The organism is Mycetocola sp. Y171, assembly GCF_056713165.1.
In genome coordinates this window covers 1,954,583-1,977,405 of record NZ_JBWYGX010000001.1, presented here as the reverse complement: position 1 = coordinate 1,977,405, position 22,823 = coordinate 1,954,583, and the positions used below count along the sequence as shown (strand labels likewise).

The window sequence follows — 22,823 nt, the reverse complement described above, 5'->3', positions numbered from 1 at the left end:
GCGGCGCACGGGCAGTGCGCTCCATCGCAGCACTGACCGGGATAGCGACGGCGACCCAGCAAGGCTAGGGAAACCGTGTGACGCCGTTTCACCCGAAGAGTAAACAGTGGGTAAAAGCTATCCGGCGGTTTCCACCCTCACAAGGGGGTCAACAAATGAGCAGCGCTAGAGACGTTTGAGCATCCGCGAATTGCCGAGTGTGTTCGGCTTGACGCGTGCGAGGTCGAGGAACTCCGCCACACCCTCGTCCGAGGATCTCACCATCTCCGAGTAGATCTCCGGGTCGATCACGCCCTCCCCGATCACTCCATACCCGTTGCGGGTGAAGAACGACACCTCGAAGGTGAGGCAGAAAAGTCGGGAAAGGCCGAGTTCACGGGCGTCCGACTCGAGTCGCTCGAGCAGCGCCCGGCCGACCCCTGTGCCCAGCCATTCCGGGCTTACCGCGAGCGTGCGCACTTCGCCGAGGTCCTCCCACATGACGTGCAGGGCGCCGCAGCCGACGATCGTTCCGTCGGATGCCTCGGCGACGCGGAATTCCTGGACCGCTTCATAGAAGACCACCCGCTCCTTGCCGAGCAGAATGCGCTGCTGGACGAGAGGCTCGATGAGTGTCCGGATCGCAGCCACATCCGACGTGCGTGCGCGACGGACGACGAATGCGGGCGCAGCGCTCTGGGTCATGAGCGCCAGTTTAGCGAGCGGTAGCCTGTCGATATGCGACTCGGAGTGCTCGATGTGGGCTCAAACACTGTTCACCTGCTCATCGTCGACGCCCACCGCGGCGCGCGCCCGGTCGCGGAGGCGTCGCACAAGTCGGTCCTCCGGCTGATGCGATACATCGATGAGAGTGGCGCGATCACCGACGAAGGCGTCTCGATGCTCGTGCGTTCCATCGGCGACGCTGCGCGGATCGCCAGGGAGAGCAACCTCGACGACCTGCTGCCGATGGCGACATCGGCGATCCGTGAGGCGGCGAACGGCCCTGAGGTCCTCGCCCTCATCGGACGCGAGACGGGACTCGACCTGCAGGTGCTCAGCGGAGAGGACGAGGCAAAACTGACGTTCCTCGCCGTGCGGCGATGGTACGGCTGGTCAGCAGGGAACATCCTGCTGTTCGATATCGGCGGCGGGTCGCTCGAGATCGCGCTCGGAGACGACGAGGAGCCCGATGTCGCCCTCTCGCTCCCCCTCGGGGCCGGACGGTCGACGATCGGCTTCCTGCACGACGACCCTCCGACCGAAGCCCAGCAGAACGACCTCCGGGAGCACGCAAGGGCAGTGCTCGATGAGGCCAGGCGGGAGTTCGCCGGGCGGGGTAAACCCGGCCAGATCGTCGGCTCGTCCAAGACGATCCGATCGCTCGCGCGGCTCGCAGGGTCGGTCTCTGACGGCGTGGGCGAGGACGACCGGCTGACGCTCAGGCGCAGCAGACTCGATGACTGGGTTCCACGGCTGGCGCGCATCCCCGCAGACTCCCGGCCGGCGCTGCCCGGGATCACCACGGACAGGACGTTCCAGATCGTTGCGGGCGGCATCGTTCTGAGCGAGACGATGGCCGCGTTCAACGTCCGCGAACTCGACGTCTCACCGTGGGCGACGCGCGAGGGCATCCTGCTGCGGTACCTCGACCGCCTCGCCTGACGCGGCCGGCACGACGAAGGGCCGGGGGATCACTCCCCCGGCCCTTCGTCTGTTCCTGCGTTAGTCGCTGGTGATCGCGAGGTCGGGCGTCGCAGCACCCGTGCCGAGCGAACGGCCCGAGTTGAGGCCGGCGCCGACGGTCTCGCCGCGCGGCTTCGTGTCGAACAGGAACTCGCCGTCGGCGAAGTCCACGTGGATGTGGTCTCCCGAGTTGAGTTCGCCGTGCAGGATCTTCTCGCTGAGACGGTCCTCGACCTCGTTCTGCATCGCGCGACGCAGCGGCCGTGCACCGAGAGCCGGGTCGAAACCGACCTCGATGAGACGTTCCTTGGCGGAGAGGGTCAGGTCGATCGTCATGTCGCGGTCGAGCAGGCGGTCACTCAGTCGCTTGGTGAAGAGGTCGACGATCTGCAGGAGCTCAGGCTTCGACAACTGCGGGAACACGATGGTGTCGTCCACGCGGTTGAGGAACTCGGGCTTGAAGTGCTTCTTGAGCTCCTCGGTGACCTTGGCCTTCATGATCTCGTATGTGGCCGTGGTGTCACCCTCGACCTGGAAACCGACGGGGCCGCCGGCGATGCCTTTGGACCCGAGGTTGGTGGTCATGATGATCACGGTGTTCTTGAAGTCGACGAGGCGACCCTGACCGTCCGTCATCCGTCCCTCTTCCAGGATCTGGAGCAGGGAGTTGAAGATGTCGGGGTGGGCCTTCTCGATCTCGTCGAACAGCACGACACTGAACGGCTTGCGGCGGACCTTCTCGGTCAGCTGCCCGCCCTCTTCGAAGCCGACGAACCCTGGAGGGGCACCGAACAGTCGCGAGACCGTGTGCTTCTCGCCGTACTCGCTCATGTCGAGCGAGATGATCGCGTCTTCGTCGTCGAACAGGAACTCGGCGAGCGCCTTGGCCAGCTCCGTCTTTCCGACACCGGTCGGGCCGGCGAAGATGAACGAGCCTGACGGGCGCTTCGGGTCCTTGAGGCCGGCGCGTGTGCGACGGATGGTCTTCGACAGAGCCGAGATCGCTTCTTCCTGGCCGATGACGCGCTGGTGCAGCGCCTTCTCCATGAAGACGAGACGGCTCGACTCTTCCTCGGTCAGCTTGAAGACCGGGATGCCGGTGGCCTGCGCGAGTACCTCGGCGATGAGACCTTCGTCGACGGTCGCCGTGGTCTTGACGTCGCCCGAGCGCCACTGCTTCTCGAGACGCAGCCGCTCACCGAGGAGGTTCTTCTCCTCGTCACGCAGCGATGCGGCCTTCTCGAAGTCCTGGTCCTCGATCGCCGTCTCCTTGGCACCGCGGACCACCGAGATCTTCTCGTCGAACTCGCGCAGCTCGGGCGGGCTGGACAGGATCGACAGGCGGAGGCGTGCTCCCGCCTCGTCGATCAGGTCGATGGCCTTGTCAGGCAGGAACCGGTCGGCGACGTAACGGTCGGCGAGGTTGGCAGCGGCGACGAGGGCACCGTCGGTGATGGACACCTTGTGGTGGGCCTCGTAGCGGTCACGGAGCCCCTTGAGGATGTTGATCGTGTGGGGCAGGGACGGCTCAGCGACCTGGATCGGCTGGAACCGGCGCTCGAGCGCTGCATCCTTCTCGAAGTGCTTGCGGTACTCGTCGATGGTCGTCGCGCCGACGGTCTGCAGCTCTCCACGTGCCAGGAGCGGCTTGAGGATGCTGGCGGCGTCGATCGCGCCCTCAGCAGCACCCGCTCCGACCAGGGTGTGGATCTCGTCGATGAAGACGATGATGTCACCGCGGGTGCGGATCTCCTTGGTGACCTTCTTCAGGCGCTCTTCGAAGTCACCGCGGTAGCGGCTTCCGGCGATGAGCGAACCGAGGTCGAGGGAGTAGAGCTGCTTGTCCTTCAGGGTCTCGGGCACTTCGCCCTTGACGATCGCCTGGGCGAGTCCTTCGACGACGGCGGTCTTGCCGACTCCGGGCTCACCGATCAGGACAGGGTTGTTCTTCGAACGGCGGGACAGGATCTGCATGACCCGCTCGATCTCCTTCTCGCGGCCGATGACCGGGTCCAGCTTGTTGTCGCGCGCGGCCTGCGTGAGGTTGCGTCCGAACTGGTCGAGGATCTGGGATCCGCCCTGCGCGGTCGTCTCGGTCGTGTTGCCACCGACGGCCGCGGTCTCCTTGCCCTGGTACCCGCTCAGGAGCTGGATGACCTGCTGGCGCACGCGGTTGAGGTCCGCGCCGAGCTTGACGAGGACCTGTGCGGCGACACCCTCACCCTCGCGGATGAGACCGAGCAGGATGTGCTCGGTACCGATGTAGTTGTGGCCGAGCTGGAGAGCCTCACGCAGAGACAACTCGAGCACCTTCTTGGCACGCGGCGTGAACGGGATGTGACCGGTCGGCTGCTGCTGGCCCTGGCCGATGATGTCCTGGACCTGCTCGCGGACAGCATCCAGCGAGATACCGAGCGATTCGAGGGCCTTGGCTGCGACGCCTTCACCCTCGTGGATGAGACCGAGCAGGATGTGCTCGGTTCCGATGTAGTTGTGGTTGAGCATCTTGGCCTCTTCCTGGGCCAGGACGACGACGCGACGAGCGCGATCGGTGAATCTCTCAAACATGTTCGCTCCTTGGGCACCCGGGCAGGGATGGGGTGCCGTACAAAAAGAGTAACCACCGCGGCTTCGGAAAACTCCTCTGTTCGCTCAAAGCACTAATGGAAGAACTGGAGCTGCGCCTCACGCTCAGCTGAGCTGGTGCACCCCGAAGCTCACGAAGAACCCGACAGTGGCGATGAGACCGGTGAATGCCTTCGCGTCGCGGAAGGCCTCGGGGATCATCGTGTCGCACACCATGGCAAGGATGGCGCCCGCGGCGATGGCCGTCACGAACGCGGTCACGCTCGCAGGGACGTCCTCGAGGAGCACGAATCCCCCCAGCGACGAGAGCGCGCAGGCGACGGCGATTCCCACCCAGAGGGTGAAGACGTAGCGCGGGCCGCGTCCGTCGGCCTTGAGCTCAGCGGTCGACGCGAGACCCTCTGGAACGTTCGAGATCACGATGGCGACGAGGACCGGAATGGAGACCTGTCCCCCTGCCACCATGCTCAGCCCGAGGACTGCGGTTTCGGGGACTCCGTCGAGGAGTGCTCCGACGGCGATCCCGGTCCCCGTGCCTGGCGACTCCCCCGAGCCGCGACGGTTGCGCGCGTTCACGCGGTCGAGCAGCAGGTTGGCGCCGACGTAGACCACGGCTCCTGCGAGGAAGCCGGCCATGGCCGGCCAGAATCCGCCTCCCTCAGCGGCCTCCTCGACGAGGTCGAAGGCGAGCGCCGAGATGAGTACCCCTGAACCGAAGGCCATGATCGTGGCGACGACACGTCTGGGAACCGATACGAACCACGCGATCAGGGCGCCGACGAGGAGCGCTCCACCCGCGAGCGCCCCAGCACCGAGTGCCATCCATCCAGCCATGGGGCCAGAGTATGTCATCCGGGGCGACAGCCCCCTCGTTTTCGCGAGTGCCCGATCGAGGGCTGCCGCCCGTCGGGAGGCTGTGTCCCACGCTTGACGGCCGCTGCACCAGACCGCTACCGTATCGATATTCGTTATTATCGATAATCGTTGGGGGCATTCATGGGCGGCACCACTCTCAGTCAGCGGCTGGACAGCGGTGCACTCCGCCTCGTCTCCGTCCTCGGCGTCCTCTTCGCCGGTTGCGCCCTCATCTGGGGCGTCTTCGGGTTCGTCTCCATGTTGTCCAGCGAGACCGTCCCGGTCAGCCAGCCTGTGAGCGTCGACGTGACCGGCCTGACGACCGATGGAACGGCATCCGTCGCGAGCGGTGAGGTGACGCAGGCCGAGCTGTCGCTCGCCGGGCTCAGCATCGCCGCGAGGCTTCTCCTCGGGAGCGGGACCCTCCTCCTCGTGCTCGTCCAGGTGATGGTCGCCATCGCCGTCGTCGCCCTGTGCAGGCAGCTCCTCGCCGGCCGGCCGTTCGCCCCGGCCATCCGGAAGCTCCTCACGGCATCCGCACTCGTCGTGCTCGCGGGCGGAATCCTCGGACAGGCCGTCTACGGCTTCGGGAACTTCCAGGTCGCCACCGAACTCAACCACGATCCGATCGGCACCTCCTTCCCGATGATGATGCACCTCGATTCGACGCCGGTCGTCGTCGGACTCGTCCTCGGTATCATCGCCACGGCGTTCGCGGTCGGCGAGCGGCTGCAGCGCGACACGGACGGCCTCGTCTGATGGCGGCCGCGGACGACGAACCCACCGGCATCCACTGCCGGCTCGACGAACTGCTTGCCGCGCGCTCGATGACCCTCACCCAGCTGAGCGAACGGGTAGGGGTGAGCGTGGTGAACCTGTCGGTGCTCAAGAACGACAGGGCCCGCGCCATCCGCTTCTCTACCCTCACCGCAATCTGCGACGCGATCGGATGCGACGTGGGCGACCTGCTCGTACGAGCGTGACGCCTATTGGAGCGCCGAGCTGAGCCTCGCCAGGTTGTCGAGAACGGTGGAGCGCAGCGGCTGCTTCATCCACTCGTCGAGGGTGAGCTCGCGGCTCTTCAGGCGGTAGACGTCCTCTACCGAGCGCATCTCGTCGACGAAGGACCGGCCGCGCACCAGGAGCGAGACCTCCATGTTGAGGCCGAAGGAACGCATGTCCATGTTGCTCGAGCCGATCACGGCGACCTCGTCGTCGATGGTGAAGTGCTTGGCGTGGAGGATGTACGGTGCCGGGTACAGGTAGATCCGCACCCCGGCACGGAGCAGGGCCTCGTAGTAGGAACGCTGGGCGTGGTAGACGAGGGCCTGGTCCCCGATCTCAGACACGAAGAGATCCACGGGGACCCCGCGCTGCACCGCTGTGGTGATCGCGTAGAGAAGGGACTCGTCAGGGACGAAGTACGGGCTCGTGATGACGATGCGCTTCTGCGCGGCATAGAGCAGCCCGAGGAAGAGGCGGAGGTTGTTCTCGCCGTCGAAGCCGGGGCCGCTGGGCACGACCTGGCAGTCGAGGTCGCCGTTCTCGGGATCGAAGTCGGTCATGTCGACGTCGCGGGCGAGCAGTTCACCGGTCTCTGAGTACCAGTCGCTGAAGAAGATCGCGTTGATGCCGCCGACGACCGACCCCTCGACCCGCACGACGAGTTCCTGCCATTTCAGACCGCGTCGGATGTTCGCACGCTTGTTGTAGCTGCGGTCGATGACGTTCTGGGAACCCATGAAGGCGACGAGGCCGTCGATGATGAGCACCTTGCGGTGGTTGCGGAGGTCAGGCCGCTGGAACGTGCCCTTGAACGGCTGAACGGGGAGCATGAGATGCCAGTCGGCGCCGATGGCGGTGAGCCGGCGTTTCGTGGCCCTGTAACCCTTGGTGCGCAGGTTGGCGACGTGGTCGAGGAGCACCCGCACCTTCACCCCGCGAGCGACGGCCCGTTCCATCGCGGCGAAGAAGGGCTCTGTCGTGCGGTCGCAACTGAGGATGTAGAACTCGACGTTGACGAATTTCTCTGCGGCATCGATGGCTTCCGTCATGGCGGCGAGCGACAGTTCGTAGTCGCCGATGAGTCCGGCTTCGTTGCCGCCGAGTACGGGAAGGGCTCCGAGGTTGCGGTTGAGGGTGACGAGCGACTTGAGCCAGTCGGGCGCGCCGGGCTGGAGGTCCTGCGCCGGGAGTTCCTTCGCCGCGACCGCCATGAATTCGTTGATGTCCTTCTGGAGCTCGCGTCGCTTGCGTGGCAGTTTCGGGTTGCCGATGAGGAGGAAGGCGAGGACCCCGACGTATGGGATCAGGAAGATGGCGAGCAGCCACGCCATGCCGGCGGTCGGCCGACGGTTCCTGGGCACGACGATGACGGCGATGACGCGGATCACGAAGTCGATGGCGAAGAAGAGGATGACCCTCCAGTCGCCGGACAGCGTCGCCCAGAAGGCAGCTAGATCCACGAACGGGCTCCTGTCTTCGGTGAGAATGCTGCCAGCCTATCGGCGGCGGCACGGCTACGCCTCGACGGACTCGCTTGTGTTCTTCGGTGCGGCTGGAGGCAGTCCGAGGCGTTCCCGTTCGGCGGCCTCGAGGTCGGCGTACGCAGCCCGCTCGTCACGGTCGGCGCGGATGATGGCGCGCATGACGGCCCAGAAGATCAGCCCGACGAGCAGCGTCGGCACGATCGACCAGAGGGCGTTCAGCCAGTAATTGTCCATGACACGTTAAGGATACCCCGACCAGCCCGGTCAGCTTCCCTTGGCGATGATGCCGACGATGCCTGAGATCACGAGGTACAGCCCGACGCCGGTGACGACGATCCAGACCATGATCCGGTTCGCCGACGGCTTCTTCGGATCCTGCGGGTCGAGCTCATTCTTCGGGAGGTAGTCGTTCATCGGGTCACCTGGGTCATTTCACGAGGGGGAACAGGATGGTTTCGCGGATGCCGAGACCGGTGAGGGCCATCATCAGCCGGTCGATGCCCATCCCCATGCCGCCGGTCGGTGGCATGCCGTGCTCGAGCGCGCGGAGGAACTCTTCATCCAGGCGCATCGCCTCGACGTCTCCGCCCGCGGCCAGTCGTGCCTGCTCGACGAAACGCTCACGCTGGACGACGGGGTCGATGAGCTCCGAGTATCCGGTGGCGAGTTCGAAGCCGCGGATGTAGAGGTCCCACTTCTCGACGACACCGGGGATCGACCGGTGGGCCCGCACGAGCGGTGATGTGTCGACGGGGAAATCGCGCACGAAGGTGGGGCGCACGAGCGCGCCTTTCACGAAGTGCTCCCAGAGTTCCTCGATGTACTTGCCGTGGATCGGGTGGGGCACGACGATGCCCTCCTTCTCGGCCAGTTCCCTGAGCTCGGCGATCGGCGTCTCGGGGGTGATCTCACGGCCGACGGCGTCGGACAGGCTGCCGAACATCGAGATCCTGTCCCACTCGCCGCCGAGGTCGAACTCGGTCCCGTCCGCCCAGGTGACGGTGTGGGATCCGGCGACCGCGAGGGCCGCGTTCTGGATCAGGGTCTGGGTGAGCTCGGCGATGGAGTTGTAGTCCCCATATCCTTCGTAGGCCTCGAGCATCGCGAACTCGGGGCTGTGCGTCGAGTCGGCGCCTTCGTTCCTGAAGTTGCGGTTGATCTCGAACACGTGGTCGATTCCGCCGACAATGGCGCGCTTGAGGTACAGCTCCGGCGCGATCCGGAGGAACAGCTCGGTGTCGAACGCATTCGACGTGGTCACGAACGGGCGCGCGGATGCCCCGCCGTGCATCACCTGGAGCATCGGCGTCTCGATCTCGAGGTAGCCGCGGTCGGTGAAGGTGCGTCGCAGGCTGGAGACCGCCTGTGACCGCTGCACGACGTTCCGCCTGGCCTGCTCGCGCGCGATGAGGTCGAGGTAGCGGCTGCGGACGCGGCTCTCCTCGCTGAGTTCGTTGTGCAGGTTGGGCAGCGGCAGGATCGCCTTGGACGCGATCGTCCACTCGGTGACCATGATCGAGAGTTCACCGCGGCGGCTGGAGATCACCTCACCGGAGACAAAGAGGTGATCGCCGAGGTCGACGAGTTCCTTCCACAGGGCAAGCGACTCCTCGCCGACCTCTGCGAGCGACACCATCGCCTGGATGCGACTGCCGTCGCCGGACTGGAGGCTGGCGAAGCACAGCTTGCCTGTGTTGCGGAGGAAGACGATTCGGCCGGCGATGCCCACGACGTCACCGGATGCTTCGTCAGCGGCGAGGTGGCCCCACTTCTCCCGAACGGCAGGGATGGTCGTGGTGATCGGGACGGAGACGGGGTACGCACCGCCTGCTGCATCGGCGGCGTTCGCGATCAGACGCTCCCGTTTGGCCAGTCGAACGGCCTTCTGCTCGAAGATCTCTTCAGCGGTCGGCTCTGCGGGCTGGTCGGGGGTGAGGGCTGTCATGGCGAAAAACGTCTCCTTGTGGGTCATCCCAGTTTACGATGCCGCCGGGGCGGCGGTTCCCGCGTCAGTTGACGAAGAGGGTGCGGTTGTCGATGAGACGCGTGGTGCCGACGCGAGCCGCGACGAGCGCGACGGCCGTGCCGTGGTGGTTGCCGTCGACGGGGAGGAAGGTGGCGGGGTCGACGACGGCCAGGTAGTCGAGCTCGACCCGGGGCTCGCCGACGATCACCGACTGCGCGGCGGCCAGGACGGCGTCGATGCCTCGGTCGCCAGACGACGCGGCCGCCTCGAGTGCCGTCGAAAGCACGCGTGCCGAACGCCGTTCGGCGTCGTCGAGGTAGACGTTGCGGCTCGAGAGCGCGAGTCCGTCATCCGCCCGCACCGTTTCGACGCCCTGGACGTCGACCGGGAAGCTGAGGTCCCTGGCCATCCGCTTCACGAGGAACAGCTGCTGGCCGTCCTTCTCGCCGAAGACGGCGGCATCCGGCTCGATGATGTGGAAGAGCTTGGCGACGACGGTGAGCACACCGTCGAAGTGGCCGGGGCGGGTGCGCCCCTCGTAGCGGGTGCCGATGTCGCCGGCGCTGACGCGGACTGCGGCGTCGCCGTCCGGGTACATCTCGGCAGCGGTCGGCGCGAAGACGAGGGTGACGCCACGTTCCGCGAGTTTCTGAACATCGCTCTCGAGGGTTCGCGGATAGCTGGAAAGGTCTTCTTTCGGGCCGAACTGCAGCGGGTTGACGAAGATCGAGACGACGACGATCTCGCCGAGCTCCGCGGCCCTGTCGACGAGGGCGATGTGGCCGTCGTGCAACGCACCCATCGTCGGGACGAGGACGACCCTGGGGTCTGCGATTCCCGCTTCGATCGCCGCCCGGCGGGCTTCGGCGATGCGCGAGCGGATGTCAGCGATACTGTTCGTCACCCACCGATGGTACCGGGCGGCGGAGCGCCTTCGTCATCGAGGCCGAATGCGCCGGTGTCGAAGGGAGCCCTGCCCGCCTCCTGCAGGGCGTTGTCCACCGATGAGCGGACGAGCGACGACAGGAAGCCACCGGGATGCTCCACGCCGATTCCACCGAGGATGCCGGTGGCCTGCGCAACGATCGATCGCGAGAACGTGGTGGCGATGTCGATGGCTTCCGCGTACGCGGCGCGATCGGATTCGGCGATGATGACGGGTTCCCCGCCCATCTCTACGACGAGCGCCTGGCCGATCGGCTGGACGGGAGCAGGCGCCGTGACGGCGAACCAGCTCTCGGCGAGACGGGCGATGTCGATGCTCGTCCCCGTGAAGTCCATTGCCGGGTGGATCGCCAACGGGATGGCGCCGAGCGCCTGGGCCGGCGCGAGGACGGACGTGCCGAAACCTGCTGCCGTGTGGACGACGAGCTGGCCGGCCTGCCACGTCGAGGTGGCGGCGAGACCGGCGACGAGCGATTCCAGTTCGCTGTCCGGGACGGCGATGAGAACGAGTTCGCTGCGCTCGACGATGCTCGGGATGTCGAGCACAGGAACGGCGGGGAGTATCGCCTCCGCACGGTCGCGACTCTCGTCGGAGACCGCGCTGATCCCCGTGATGGCGTGGCCTGCACCGGCGAGCGCTGCGCCGAGCACCGGGCCCACCTTTCCGGCGCCGATGATTCCGATGCCGAGTCGTCCGGCCCGCGCACTCACCGGTGGTCCCCACTCTGGATCGACCCGGGCTGGGGCTCTGCGGGCGCGACGAGCTCGTGCGCCGTCGGAGCCGCCACCGGCTGAGCCTGCGCGAGGTCGTCCTGCCTGGACTCGGCCCAGCGGTGGCTGTGGTCGGAGCGCGAGGCCCTGACGATCCCGGCGGAGACCTCGTCGAACAACCGGGTGGCCTCTGCCGTTCCGATGATGGGCAGCGTCGCCGTGATCGGTCCGACGACGGTGTGGGCGCGTGCCGACGCGAGGCGGAGCATCCGCTCAACGGGTCCCTGCGAGATGGCGAAACTCACCAGCCGTGCGAGCGGGAGGAGATCGACCCTGCGCCAGACGACGCCGCGGCGGAACATCAGGAGCCCGTCGTGCAGGGTGTAGCCGGTGCGGCGCCAGGCGAACGGGCCGAGCCAGGCAGCACGACGCGGGGCGAGGACGAATCCGGAGTGGCCGGGGTCCCTGATCGCACGGTCGAGTTCGGCGTGCAGGTCGACAGGGGTGACGCCGCTGAGCAGGAGGTCGACGACCCGGGAGACGTCGACCAGCGTGCCGACCGGCAGCACGGTGGTGTTTCCCTTGCCGCCTGCGGCGGCCTCCGCGCTCAGCCCTGCCTTGTTGATCTTGACCTGCCACCAGCCGAACGGCCGCCAGAGCACCGACTGCGAGACTTCGATGGCGTGCACGCGTCCGGGGGGAAGCGTGTCATTGCTCGTGGAGAACAGCCCGAACCCGATCCGCACGCCCGAGGGGGTACCGGCGATGGAGTACCGGAGCGACTTGGTGATCGTCGACCAGAAATAACTGAAGATACCGATGACGCTCGGGATGAACCAGAACAGTGCCCACAACTGGCCGTTGACGACCGAGACGATCATCACGACAGCGAGGACGAGGACGACGAGAGTCACCCAGCTCAGGATGGTCGAGCCGATCAGCCGGCCGACCGGGATCCGCACGATCGACTCGGGCGGGGCTACAGACGGGTCGAGCTCGGGCGCGAGGAACTCGTTCACGCGCTCGTTCACGATGCGCGACAGGGCCGCATCCGTTCCGGAGACGACGCCCTCTGGGCCCACCGTCGGGGCGGGAGCGAGGCCCTGTTCGGCCAGCCGGACCCCTGACGCGAGGGTGAGGACGTCACGGCGGAGGTCGTCAGCGTCACGGGAGAAGAGGTACTCGAGCTTCACGCTGGCGTCCTGGCCGGCGACGCTGACTTCCATCTTGGCCGCCCCGAACATCCGCGGCAGGAACGGCCGGGAGATCCCGACGCCCTGGATCCTGTCGAGTTTCGCCTTGCGGTGGGTGCGGAAGAGGATGCCGCTGCGCACTTCGACCGCTTCCTCCGTCACGCGGAAGGTGTGCATGCGCCAGGACAGGAAGAACGCAGCGAGCACCACGACGAGGATGACGAGGACGGCGAGGAGTGCGAGTCCGACGTACCCGTGCTCCCAGACATAGGTGAGGGGGTCGTAGTCTTCGGGGTCATACTCTCCCGCGCCGGGCAGGAACAGCTCGACGAGGCGTTCCCTGAGGTTCGCGATGACGAAACCGACGATGGCGAGCACGGCGATGCCTCCGCGAAGGAGCGGCGTCGCCGGGTGGAGGCGGTGCCATTCGCCGTCGGTGAGGCTTCGCCGCCCGGACGACGGGTTCGCCGTCGGAGCAGCGATTTCGTTCAGCGGCGAGCGACCGGCATCCGGTTCTCCGGTCATAGGCCGGTCCGCCTGCTCTCGGCGACGGTGACGAGGTGGTCGCGCAGCTGCTCCGCCTCATCCTCGGGGAGACCGGGCAGCACGATGGCGCTCGCGGCTGACGCCGTGACGAATTTGAGTTCGGCGAGCCCGAAAGCACGGGCAACAGGGCCGCGGTTGATGTCGATGAGCTGCATCCTGCCGTACGGGACGGCCACGATCCTCGTCCACATGATTCCGCGCCGGAACAGCAGGTCGTCCTGGCGGAGCTGGTAACCGATCGAACGGATGCGACGGGGGGTGAACACGGCACCGATGAGGATTGCGACGAGAAGCCCCGCCATCACCCACAACGGCCAGGTCTGCTCGAACACGACGGCCATGACGATGGCTGCACCGACGACGACGAGGGCGAAGATCCCTGCCCCGATGAGGTCGACGACGATGTACTTCGGCGAGACCCGGTGCCAGTCGGTGTCTGTCAGCTCGAGTCGCCGCGGGGAGTCGGCATGGGCGGCAGGCTCCTGCCGCTCGACGGGGAGCTCTGCCCCCGTTCCGGGAACGGCCGTCTCCGGAGCGGCGCCCGGAACAGGCGGCTCAGGAATCGTGGGGTACTCCGGGTGCGTCGTCATCATCGTCCTTCGGCAGAGTGCAGAGGTGTTCGGCAAGCAGTCCTGCGGCCGTGAGCACCGCCGCGCCAACGCAGGAGGCGATCGCGAGCCACATCGAGCCTATCGCGGGCAGCACGGGGCGGGTCGTGAAGTAGATGACCGCGCCGAGGCCGGCCCCGGTGAGGAGCGCCCCGACGTGACTCGAGGCCTTCGCGAGGACGACGATCCGCATCGCCTGGAACGGATCGATCGGTTTCGCGCGTTTGCCCGTCACCGCGCGCCGGATCGGGATCGCGAAACCGAGCACGATCGCCGCGGCGGCGAGAAGGGTGAGCGGGAACGTGAGGGGAGGGATGATTAGCGGCCGGCCGAGTGACTCCGCGCCGTATTCGAGCAGGAATCCGGCGACGAACCCGAGAGCGGCCAGCCCGATCAGCGGCGTCGCATGCGTACGCCTCACGCGTCGGCTCCTGGCTGCGCTTCCAGGGCCGCGAACAGGGCGTCGACCCGGCCGGAGCCCGGCAGGACCGCGTCAGGATCGAGTTCGAGCCAGGGCGAGAGGACGAACGTTCGCTGGGCGGCGCGCGGGTGAGGGACGATGAGGTCCTGGTCGTCGAGGACGAGATCCCCGTACGCGACGATGTCGATGTCGAGTGTCCGGTCGCCCCAGCGCTCGAGTCTCACCCTGCCGAGCTCGGTTTCGACGGCGTGAATCGTGCGGAGCAGGTCATGCGGAGCCAGAATGGTGCTGACGAGTGCGACGCCGTTGAGGTAGCGCGGTGCCGCCTCGTCTTCTCCGCCCGGTTTCACGGCGACGGACTCCACGAGGGTCGACATCGCAGAGATGCGGATACCGTGAGCGGCGAGGGCGTCGACCCCTGCCCTGATGGCCGCTTCACGGTCGCCCAGGTTGCTGCCAAAGGCGAGCACGGCCTTACCGCCCGTCAGCGGACGGACCGGCGGGTGGATGTGCGGCTTCGGGATCGGGGTCATGACCGCGTCGACCGCTGCACGCTCGTCGCCGCGTACCGAAGGATGCTCACGGCCACGTCGTCGAACGGAACGGAGATCGGGGCATCCGGCTTGTGAACCGTGACGCGTACGCTGATGGCGGCCGGGTAGGCGAGCACGAGGTCGGCCACCCGCTCGGCGACCGTCTCGATGAGGTCGACCGGGTCGGCAGCGACGGCGGCAGCGACCTTCTCGGCCAGCTCCCCGTAGTGAATGGTCGCGGCGACGTCGTCACTGGTCGACGCCGGCTGGAGGTCGATCCCCACGACGAGGTCGACCACGAAGTCCTGGCCGTTCTCGCGCTCGAAGTCGTACACACCGTGGTGTGCCCGAACGCGGAGTCCGCTGAGGGTGATCGTGTCGCCGGTAGTCACGGTTCCACTCTACGGTGCACGGCTGTCGGCCGCGCCGGGAGTGGTCAGTCGGCGCCGCGCGCGACGAGGGCGTCTGCGAGGTCGTCCGAATGACGCAGGGAGAGCACGAGCAGAGGAACGACGAACGCGCGGACGCTGACCCTGCCGCCTCTCGCGCGCTGCGCGTCGCCGAGCTGGCGCGCGAATCCGGCGATGACGGGCACCGTCCGGATGGCCAGCGCGAGAACGAGACTGATCCGTGCAGGATCGACGCCGAACCGGCGCAGGGGCGAAAGTCCGCGTTCGAACGCGTCGAGGATGGCCGAGGTGCGCGTGGTGAGCGTGATGAGCCCGGCCAGCACGATGACGAGCACCATCCGTGTGACGTTCGCGATGGCGACATCGAGCGGCAGGAACAGGACGCCGGTGATTGTGACGAAGAGGATCAGCCAGCGGATCATCACGACCTGGCGGCCGAGCTCGACGAGGCCGAGCCCGGCGATCAGGTACAGGGTGACGACGAGAAGCGTCAGGGTGCCGAGAAGCCAGACGGTGGGCGGCGGCACGGACACGGCGAGCGCGAGCACGAACAACGCGAACAGTTTCGTCCCCGCCGACAGCCGGTGGATCACACTGGTCCCCGGCCGATAAAGCCCTAGGGCCTGCATCACGCGAACTCGCGTTCGTAGCGGCCGACGACGTCGACGGGGTCTCCCTGTTCGACGAGCCTGCCCTCGTCGAACCGCAGGACGATGTCACATCGTTCAGCGAGCCGGAGATTGTGAGTGACCAGCACGACCTGTTGACGCAGCCCGGCGATCAGATCGGCGATCCGCCTGGTGTTCGCGGCGTCGAGCAGGGTGGTGGGCTCGTCGGCGACGAGCAGTTCGGGCTCGGTGACCAGGACCGAGCAGAGGGCGAGGAGCTGCTTCTGTCCGCCTGACAGGCTGTGCGCGGCGGCGTCGGCGTGGTCGCCGAGCCCGTAGGCCGCGAGGACGGATGCCACACGTGCAGCGATCTCGTCCTTCGACAATCCCCTGCCGCGGAGCGAGAATGCGACATCCTCCGCGACGGTCGGCATGACGATCTGGGCGTCCGGGTTCGTGAAGACGAAGCCCACGCTGCGCCGGAGTTGTTTGCCCTGGCGAACCGGGTCGAGCCCGTGCACGCTCAGCGTTCCCGAGGTCGGCGTCTCGAGGCCGTTGAGGAGCCGGGCGAACGTCGACTTGCCTGAACCGTTCGCCCCGATCACGGCGATGCGATGCTCGTCGAGCCTGACTGTCACGTCGTCGAGGGCGAGCCGGTCACCGAAATCGACGGTGACGCCGGACAGCGCGATCTCCCTGGTCATCAGCGCACCACCCTGAACAGGGCGGCGACGCCCATGCCCCCGCCGATGGCCGCGGTCGCGAGGCCGAGGGTTCCCGCAGGAGCACCGGCGCGGACGAGTCGCGAGAAGAGCCTGACGACGCTGACAGCACCGCTGGCGGCCCAGGGATGCCCGAGGGCGAGCGCGCCGCCATCGGAGCACACCCGGTCGTCGACATGGTCGGCCGATGCGAGTCCGATCGTGTCGAGCACGGCGAGTGCCTGGGCGGCGAACGCCTCGACGAGTTCGAACGCGGCGACGTCGTCGAGGCTGACGCCGGTTCGCCCGAGCAGCGATTCGATGGCGAACACCGGCCCGAGGCCAGGGGTGGCGGGGTCGCACCCGACGACGGCGCTTCCGACGAGCGCGAGCCCCGGTGCGGAACCGCGATCGGTGTCAGGCACGAGCGCAACCGTTGCGGCTCCGTCGCTCACACGGCATGCATTGCCGGCGGTGACGGTGCCCTCGCCTGGACGGTTCTCCGCGAAGGCCGGAGTGAACCGCCCGAGCACGGCGCGGTTCAGCGCCCGGGGTCCGTCGTCCATGACGATCTCACCGATCCCCACGAGTTCGTCGTCGAACCGACCGGCGTCGCGGGCCGCGAGCGCGCGCTGGTGGCTGCGGAGCGCGAAGGAGTCCTGCCGCTCTCGGGAAATTCCCCGAGCGGAGGCGAGAGCTTCGGCTGCAGGTCCCATCTCGGGGTCGGCGAATTCTCCTGGGGCGAATGCGGCCCTGGCGTATGCCCCTGTCGCGGCGACCCGAGTCGGCGCGGTCGACGCGCTTTCCGCTCCCCCGGCCAGCCGCATCCGGTGGTCCCCCGCGAGAATCTGCTCGCCGGCGACGATTATCGCTGCGAGTCCAGACCCGCACTGGCGGTCGACCGTCAGGCCCGGCACCCTCACGTCGAGCCCCGCTGCGAGCGATGCCACTCGAGCCGTGTTGCCACCAGGTCCCATGCAATTGCCGATGACGACGTCCCCGATCGGCAGGTCAGCGCCCAGGAGCAGGCGGGCGTCGTCGACGGTCGCCCGGATGCTCGCTGCGGCGAGATCGTCGACGGAGTGGGCGGAGAGGCGCTGGCCCACCGTGGCGATCGGGGTCCGCCTGGCCGCGATGACGGTGACGACGGCGTTACTCAAGTCTCGGCATCCGTCCGGCGGCGGCGTCCTGCGCAATGCTCGCGCGCGCGGGTTTCCCTGTCGATGTGAGCGGGAGTTCGATGCTGAGGTACCAGCGCCTCGGCACCTGCGCGATCCCGAGCCGGGCACGACAGGCGGCGCGGAGGGAGGCGGCCGTCGGCGGGTGGCGGGGGTCGTCCGGCTCGATGACGGCACAGACGAGTGCGCCGAGCCGCGGGTGCGGCGCACCGAAGACGACGGAGTTCTTCACTCCATCGAGTGTACGCAAGACGACCTCGACATCCTCAGGCACAACCGTCGCCGCCGCCGAGAGGATCGCGCCGTCGCGCCTGCCCCGAAGGGTGAGGATGCCATCGGCGGTCAGGTCGGCGAGATCACCGACCGACGACCAGCCTTCGGCGTCCGTGCGGAACGAACCGGTCCCTCCTGACAGGTAGCCCAGTGCGGCGTACGGCGATCGGCTCCACAGTTCACCGTCGGCGACGCGCAGTTCGACACCGTCGAACGCGCGAAGCCCGTGTCCGTCGTGGTCGGCGGCCACGAAGGACAGCTCAGCCGCGCCGTAGTAGCCGACCACGCGGATTCCTGCGGCTTCGGCGCGGTCGCGCAGTCCGTGCTCCAGGTGTGCCCCGCCGATCAGGGCACGGCGCAGCAGCGTCGGAGCGCCATCGTCGATGAGGTCGAGGACGTTCTCGAGCGCGCCAGGGGTTCCGTGCAGGATGGTGGCCGTTCCGCAGTCGTCTGGCGTCACCCTCGAGGCGGCGGGGAGGAGCACGGTCGCCCCGACGTCACGCGCGTGGGCGATCGAGAACATCGAGAGCGACGACACGAGTGGGGAGGGCAGCAGCACGACATCGTCAGGGGTCAGATCCATCAGCTGCGTCACGGCGGCGAATGACGCGGACCACGACTCGGCACTCCGCAGGATGACCCTCGGCGCCCCCGTGCTGCCGGAACTGAACGTCGCCCACGCCGTTCCGTCAGGAGCGATCGCGCCTGAGACGGACCCGGCGAGCTGACCCCAGTGTTCGTCACTCCAGCGCGCGTCTCCGATCGCGGGCACTCCTCCCCGTTGACGCACGGCGAGCACGGCGACCACGAGCGCCGCCGCGTCCGCCGACCGGAGCGGCACGATCCGGCGCTCCGACACCGTGGCCTCCGCCCACGACGCGACGCGTCGTCTCAGCTCGACCGATGAGAGCCGGGTCGATCCGCAGATCAGGGCGAGGCCAGAGGTCATGCGGTCTTCGCGAGAACCGCTGGCGCTGGTCTGGTCGAGAAGCTGAATGCCCGCGGATACGCGCGCCATACCGCCATGACGAGGACGGTCGACAGCACGACCTTGAGAAGATCGCCCGGCAGGAAGAGCAGGCTGGCGATTGCGGTGCCAGCAAGCGGGACGCCGGTGACGAGCGACTGGATCGGGATGCCGAAGAGGTAGACCGTGAGGACTCCTCCGATGAACGAGCCGATGGCGACGCGCAGCCAGGTCGGTTTCGTGGCTCCTGCGTGCACGATCAGACCGGTGACCGCAGCGCCGAACACGAATCCGATGAGGTAGCCGGCCGACGGGCCGAAGAACACCCCGATGCCTCCGCGTCCGCCTGAGAGCAGGGGAAGCCCGGCCGCGACGAGGGCGAGGAGGGCGAGGACGGCTGCGGCACCCCTCCACCAGCCGAGAATCGCGCCGGCCAGCATCACGCCGAGAGTCTGCAGTGTGATGGGCACCGCGTTGCCGAACAGCGAGATCGCGCCGGGGAGTCCGAGTACGGCGATGATCGCCGTGAAGGTGGCGATGCGGGTCAGGTCCTGGAGGGAGGCTTGCTTCTCAGTAGTCACTTGTCCAGAGTGCCAGCACCTCGTGCTTACCGCGCACCGGAATGACGCAACGTGTCACGACCGCTTTTGTGGACCTCATCCAAAAACCGAGCGTGCGCGGGTCAGCGCAGCCGGCTCCAGGCCTCGAGCGCGACGGCGGTCGCGCTCACGTCGTGCACGCGGACACCCCACAGTCCGGAGTCGGCGAGAAGCGCGCTCAGCACGGCCGTCGGCAGGTCGCGATCCGCCATGGTCGCCGATTCGTCGAGCAGCGCGCCGAGGAACCGTTTCCTGGAGGCCCCGACCAGGACGGGCAGGCCGATCGACTGGAGCTCGCCGATCCGGGAGAGGATCTGCCAGTTGTGGTCGGACTGCTTGGCGAAGCCGAGCCCCGGGTCGAGCACGATGCGGTCGCGGCGGACTCCTGCCGCCTCGACCGCCTCGAGCCGGGCGACGAGTTCGGAACGGACGTCCTGCACGACGTCGCCGTACTTCGCTCTCGAGTCCATCTCGGTGCTGTGCCCCCGCCAGTGACTGAGCAGGAACAACGCCCCTGTCCCGGCAGCGACCTCGGCCATGCGCGGGTCGGCGAGGCCGCCCGAGACATCGTTGATGATCTCGACGCCTGCCTCGACAGAGGCCAGGGCCGTGTCTGCGTTCATCGTGTCGACGGAGATGCGGATGCCGTCGGCTGCGAGCGAGCGGATCACCGGCAGGATGCGGCGCTGTTCCTCGTCGCTCCCGATCCTCTGCGCACCCGGCCGGGTGGACTCGCCACCGACGTCGACGATGTCTGCGCCGTCCGCAACGAGCCGCCTGCCATGTTCGACCGCGGCGGCATGGTCCAGGTACTGGCCTCCGTCACTGAACGAGTTCGGCGTGACGTTCAGGATGCCCATCACGAGCATCGGTCGCCCCGTGGCGGCATCAGCCATGGACCGGGGTACCCCCACGGCCGATGAGGGCGATGATCTCTGCCCGCCTGACCGGTTCGGCGAGGACGCCGCGGCTGGCCATTGTGAGGGTCGAGGATGCCGTCTGGCGCGGACCGCGGGCGGAGACGCAGCCGTGCACGGCGTCGAGGACGACGAGCACGCCGCGTGCGCCGAGGCCACGCTCGATGGCGTCGGCGATCTCCTCTGTGAGCCGCTCCTGGATCTGCGGACGCGACGCGAGGGTGTCGACAACGCGGGGCAGGCGACCGAGTCCGACGATGCGTTCGTTCGGCAAGTAGGCGATGTGGGCGTGCCCGAGGAAGGGCAGAAGGTGGTGTTCGCAGATCGATCGGAATGCGATGTCACGAACCACGACGGCTTCGCCAGGTCCGCCGTCACCGACAGCCACGGCATCGGTCAGGTGGCTGACCGGGTCGACGCCGAGCCCGCCGAAGAACTCCTCGTAGGCTTCCGCGACCCGCTCAGGTGTCCGCTCGAGCCCCGGACGGGACGGATTCTCACCGATCGCGAGCAGCAGTTCGGTCACGGCACGTTCGATCCGCTCCCTGTCCATCCGGCCCTCCTCGATGGCCACCGAGGCTACGCCGTTGCCGGGCGCGGGTTCACCTGGGGTGCGCGAGTCGGCTTGGAGTCGCTCTCGACTCCACCGTCCGTCACCCCTGGATCGATCGGCGCCTTCGCGATGGGAACGGCGATCGGAGGCTGCTCCGAGACCGGTCGGCTCGAGCTCGACAACCACTGCGGCCTCGGCGGGAGCTTCTTGATGCCGGCGAAGATGTCGGCCAGCTGGTTGTGGTCGAGCGTCTCCTTCTCGAGGAGCTCTGCGGCGAGCTTGTCGAGGATCTCCCTGTTGTCGTTGAGCACCTGCCAGGCCTCATCGTGTGCCTGCTCGATGAGCACACGCACTTCGGCGTCAACGGTCTCAGCGATCTGCTCGGAGTAATCGCGCTGGTGGCCCATGTCTCGGCCGAGGAAGACCTCGCCGCTGGACTGGCCGAGCTTGATCGCTCCGACGTTGGCGCTCATGCCGTACTCGGTCACCATCTTGCGGGCGATTCCCGTGGCCTTCTCGATGTCGTTCGACGCACCGGTGGTCGGGTCGTGGAACACCATCTCCTCGGCGACGCGGCCGCCCATCGCGTAGGTGAGCTGATCGAGCAACTCGTTGCGCGTGACGGAGTACTTGTCTTCGAGCGGGAGCACCATCGTGTAGCCGAGGGCCCGGCCGCGCGGAAGAATGGTCACCTTCGTGACCGGGTCCGTGTTGCGCATCGCGGCAGCGGCGAGGGCGTGTCCACCCTCGTGGTACGCCGTGATGAGCTTCTCCTGGTCCCTCATCACACGGCTACGGCGCTGCGGGCCTGCCATGACACGGTCCACGGCCTCGTCGAGGGCACGGTTGTCGATGATCTGCGCGTTCGAGCGAGCGGTGAGCAGCGCCGCCTCGTTGAGCACGTTGGCGAGGTCGGCGCCGGTGAATCCTGGCGTCTTCCGTGCGAGAACGTCGAGATCGACCGTCTCAGCCATGGGCTTTCCCTTGGCGTGGACTTCGAGGATGCGTGTGCGGCCCTTCAGATCGGGGGCGTCGACACCGATCTGGCGGTCGAAGCGGCCCGGACGGAGCAGGGCGGGGTCGAGGATGTCTGGACGGTTCGTCGCGGCGATCATGATGACGTTCGCCTTGGGGTCGAATCCATCCATCTCGACGAGCAGCTGGTTGAGGGTCTGCTCGCGTTCGTCGTGGCCACCGCCCATACCTGCTCCACGGTGACGGCCGACGGCGTCGATCTCGTCGACGAAGATGATGGCGGGCGAGTTCTCCTTGGCCTGCTGGAACAGGTCGCGCACCCGGCTGGCGCCGACACCGACGAACATCTCGACGAAGTCCGAACCGGAGATCGAATAGAACGGGACACCGGCTTCGCCTGCGACGGCGCGGGCGAGAAGCGTCTTGCCTGTTCCTGGAGGGCCGTACAGCAGCACGCCCTTCGGGATGCGGGCGCCGACGGCCTGGAACCGTGCCGGCTCCTTGAGGAAGTCCTTGATCTCTTCGAGCTCTTCGATCGCCTCTTCGCTTCCGGCGACATCCGCGAACGTGACCTTCGGGGATTCCTTGGAGACGAGCTTGGCCTTGGACTTGCCGAACTGCATCACCTTGCTTCCGCCTCCCTGCATGCCGGAGAGCATGATCCAGAAGAACGCACCGATGAGGATGAGCGGGAGCAGCAGTCCGAGCATCGACAGCCACCAGCTCGGCTGCGGCACCTTGTCGGTGAAGCCCTTGCTCGGCGCGGCCGAGTCCACGGCCGCGACGACGTCGTCTGCCCTGGCAGTGAGGTAGTAGAACTGCACCATCGTGCCGTTGTCACCGTCGGCCTTGGCCAGGGTGAGGTCAGCGCGGTTGTCGCCTTCGGTGAGCGTCACCTCGGAGACCTTGCCGTCCTTCAGCAGTTCCAGCCCGTGGTCGGTGGAGACCTCGCGGAATCCGTTCACGTTCAGCAGACTCGACCCCACCCAGAAAACGATGATGGCGATCAGGATGTAAGGCAGTGGGCCTTTGAAGATGCGCTTGAAATTCATAGTGCGGATGAGCGGAAGCCCAACACCTTTCTGAAGGTACGGCGAAGCGTCTGACGCCCCGTGAAGTCAAGG

25 protein-coding genes are annotated in these 22,823 nt (G+C 67.3%); 3 read left to right on the top strand and 22 right to left on the bottom strand.

Annotated elements, in window-relative coordinates; translation table 11 throughout:
• Window positions 1–165: 165 nt before the first annotated feature.
• Window positions 166–684: an amino-acid N-acetyltransferase gene (locus tag AC1M2K_RS09555; protein WP_480240785.1), complete on the bottom strand. Its 519-nt coding sequence runs from the start codon at window positions 682–684 to the stop codon at window positions 166–168.
• A gap of 33 nt (window positions 685–717) precedes the next feature.
• Here AC1M2K_RS09555 and AC1M2K_RS09550 point away from each other — a divergent pair, with 33 nt between their 5' ends.
• Window positions 718–1,644, top strand: a complete 927-nt coding sequence (locus AC1M2K_RS09550) for a Ppx/GppA phosphatase family protein (RefSeq protein ID WP_480240784.1) — start codon at window positions 718–720, stop codon at window positions 1,642–1,644.
• Window positions 1,645–1,704: 60 nt separating this feature from the next.
• Here AC1M2K_RS09550 and AC1M2K_RS09545 read toward each other — a convergent pair whose 3' ends face one another.
• Both AC1M2K_RS09545 and AC1M2K_RS09540 read right to left on the bottom strand, forming a co-directional pair.
• A complete protein-coding gene (locus AC1M2K_RS09545; RefSeq protein WP_480238970.1) occupies window positions 1,705–4,233 on the bottom strand; it encodes an ATP-dependent Clp protease ATP-binding subunit in 2,529 nt (842 codons plus the stop codon).
• Window positions 4,234–4,356: 123 nt separating this feature from the next.
• Window positions 4,357–5,085 carry a ZIP family metal transporter gene (locus AC1M2K_RS09540; protein ID WP_480240783.1) on the bottom strand — a complete coding sequence of 243 codons (729 nt, stop codon included), beginning with the start codon at window positions 5,083–5,085 and terminating at the stop codon, window positions 4,357–4,359.
• Between the two features lie 162 nt (window positions 5,086–5,247).
• Between AC1M2K_RS09540 and AC1M2K_RS09535 the strand changes: the two genes are divergently transcribed.
• Window positions 5,248–5,865, top strand: a complete 618-nt coding sequence (locus AC1M2K_RS09535) for a hypothetical protein (RefSeq protein ID WP_480240782.1) — start codon at window positions 5,248–5,250, stop codon at window positions 5,863–5,865.
• Entirely contained in the window at window positions 5,865–6,089 is a 225-nt protein-coding gene (locus tag AC1M2K_RS09530) for a helix-turn-helix domain-containing protein (protein WP_480240781.1), read from the top strand. Before AC1M2K_RS09535 ends, AC1M2K_RS09530 begins: the two co-directional genes overlap by 1 nt.
• A 3-nt stretch (window positions 6,090–6,092) precedes the next feature.
• On the opposite strand, the gene cls is transcribed toward AC1M2K_RS09530, so the two are convergent.
• From cls to ftsH, 19 genes are all read right to left on the bottom strand, one after another.
• Window positions 6,093–7,571 (bottom strand): cardiolipin synthase, encoded by a 1,479-nt coding sequence (gene cls / locus AC1M2K_RS09525; protein ID WP_480240780.1) that lies wholly within the window; start codon window positions 7,569–7,571, stop codon window positions 6,093–6,095.
• Window positions 7,572–7,625: 54 nt separating this feature from the next.
• Entirely contained in the window at window positions 7,626–7,829 is a 204-nt protein-coding gene (locus tag AC1M2K_RS09520; RefSeq protein WP_480238975.1) for a hypothetical protein, read from the bottom strand.
• Between the two features lie 30 nt (window positions 7,830–7,859).
• Entirely contained in the window at window positions 7,860–8,009 is a 150-nt protein-coding gene (locus tag AC1M2K_RS09515) for a hypothetical protein (RefSeq protein ID WP_480240779.1), read from the bottom strand.
• A 13-nt stretch (window positions 8,010–8,022) separates the two neighbouring features.
• Entirely contained in the window at window positions 8,023–9,540 is a 1,518-nt protein-coding gene (lysS, locus tag AC1M2K_RS09510) for a lysine--tRNA ligase (protein ID WP_480240778.1), read from the bottom strand.
• A 64-nt stretch (window positions 9,541–9,604) separates the two neighbouring features.
• On the bottom strand, window positions 9,605–10,465 hold the full coding sequence (gene panC / locus AC1M2K_RS09505; protein ID WP_480238978.1) for a pantoate--beta-alanine ligase: 861 nt from the start codon (window positions 10,463–10,465) through the stop codon (window positions 9,605–9,607).
• Entirely contained in the window at window positions 10,462–11,217 is a 756-nt protein-coding gene (locus AC1M2K_RS09500) for a Rossmann-like and DUF2520 domain-containing protein (protein WP_480240777.1), read from the bottom strand. Before AC1M2K_RS09500 ends, panC begins: the two co-directional genes overlap by 4 nt.
• Window positions 11,214–12,935: a PH domain-containing protein gene (locus AC1M2K_RS09495; protein WP_480240776.1), complete on the bottom strand. Its 1,722-nt coding sequence runs from the start codon at window positions 12,933–12,935 to the stop codon at window positions 11,214–11,216. The genes AC1M2K_RS09500 and AC1M2K_RS09495 overlap by 4 nt, the downstream gene beginning before the upstream one ends.
• Window positions 12,932–13,546 carry a PH domain-containing protein gene (locus tag AC1M2K_RS09490; RefSeq protein ID WP_480240775.1) on the bottom strand — a complete coding sequence of 205 codons (615 nt, stop codon included), beginning with the start codon at window positions 13,544–13,546 and terminating at the stop codon, window positions 12,932–12,934. Before AC1M2K_RS09490 ends, AC1M2K_RS09495 begins: the two co-directional genes overlap by 4 nt.
• Entirely contained in the window at window positions 13,512–13,985 is a 474-nt protein-coding gene (locus AC1M2K_RS09485) for a DUF3180 domain-containing protein (protein ID WP_480240774.1), read from the bottom strand. The genes AC1M2K_RS09490 and AC1M2K_RS09485 overlap by 35 nt, the downstream gene beginning before the upstream one ends.
• Complete coding sequence (gene folK / locus AC1M2K_RS09480) at window positions 13,982–14,518, bottom strand: 2-amino-4-hydroxy-6-hydroxymethyldihydropteridine diphosphokinase (protein WP_480240773.1); 537 nt, start codon at window positions 14,516–14,518, stop codon at window positions 13,982–13,984. The genes AC1M2K_RS09485 and folK overlap by 4 nt, the downstream gene beginning before the upstream one ends.
• On the bottom strand, window positions 14,515–14,910 hold the full coding sequence (folB, locus tag AC1M2K_RS09475) for a dihydroneopterin aldolase (protein WP_480238984.1): 396 nt from the start codon (window positions 14,908–14,910) through the stop codon (window positions 14,515–14,517). The genes folK and folB overlap by 4 nt, the downstream gene beginning before the upstream one ends.
• Window positions 14,911–14,954: 44 nt before the next feature.
• On the bottom strand, window positions 14,955–15,557 hold the full coding sequence (locus tag AC1M2K_RS09470; protein WP_480240824.1) for an energy-coupling factor transporter transmembrane component T family protein: 603 nt from the start codon (window positions 15,555–15,557) through the stop codon (window positions 14,955–14,957).
• Window positions 15,557–16,240: an energy-coupling factor ABC transporter ATP-binding protein gene (locus AC1M2K_RS09465; RefSeq protein ID WP_480240772.1), complete on the bottom strand. Its 684-nt coding sequence runs from the start codon at window positions 16,238–16,240 to the stop codon at window positions 15,557–15,559. The genes AC1M2K_RS09470 and AC1M2K_RS09465 overlap by 1 nt, the downstream gene beginning before the upstream one ends.
• A complete protein-coding gene (locus AC1M2K_RS09460) occupies window positions 16,240–17,397 on the bottom strand; it encodes a thiolase family protein (protein WP_480240771.1) in 1,158 nt (385 codons plus the stop codon). The genes AC1M2K_RS09465 and AC1M2K_RS09460 overlap by 1 nt, the downstream gene beginning before the upstream one ends.
• Window positions 17,390–18,637 carry a class I adenylate-forming enzyme family protein gene (locus tag AC1M2K_RS09455; RefSeq protein WP_480240770.1) on the bottom strand — a complete coding sequence of 416 codons (1,248 nt, stop codon included), beginning with the start codon at window positions 18,635–18,637 and terminating at the stop codon, window positions 17,390–17,392. The genes AC1M2K_RS09460 and AC1M2K_RS09455 overlap by 8 nt, the downstream gene beginning before the upstream one ends.
• On the bottom strand, window positions 18,634–19,236 hold the full coding sequence (locus AC1M2K_RS09450) for a biotin transporter BioY (protein ID WP_480240769.1): 603 nt from the start codon (window positions 19,234–19,236) through the stop codon (window positions 18,634–18,636). Before AC1M2K_RS09450 ends, AC1M2K_RS09455 begins: the two co-directional genes overlap by 4 nt.
• Window positions 19,237–19,337: 101 nt before the next feature.
• A complete protein-coding gene (gene folP, locus AC1M2K_RS09445; protein WP_480240768.1) occupies window positions 19,338–20,150 on the bottom strand; it encodes a dihydropteroate synthase in 813 nt (270 codons plus the stop codon).
• Window positions 20,143–20,724: a GTP cyclohydrolase I gene (gene folE / locus AC1M2K_RS09440; RefSeq protein WP_480238991.1), complete on the bottom strand. Its 582-nt coding sequence runs from the start codon at window positions 20,722–20,724 to the stop codon at window positions 20,143–20,145. The genes folP and folE overlap by 8 nt, the downstream gene beginning before the upstream one ends.
• Window positions 20,725–20,750: 26 nt before the next feature.
• Window positions 20,751–22,751, bottom strand: coding sequence for an ATP-dependent zinc metalloprotease FtsH (gene ftsH, locus AC1M2K_RS09435; protein WP_480238992.1), 2,001 nt, complete (start codon window positions 22,749–22,751; stop codon window positions 20,751–20,753).
• Window positions 22,752–22,823: the final 72 nt, after the last annotated feature.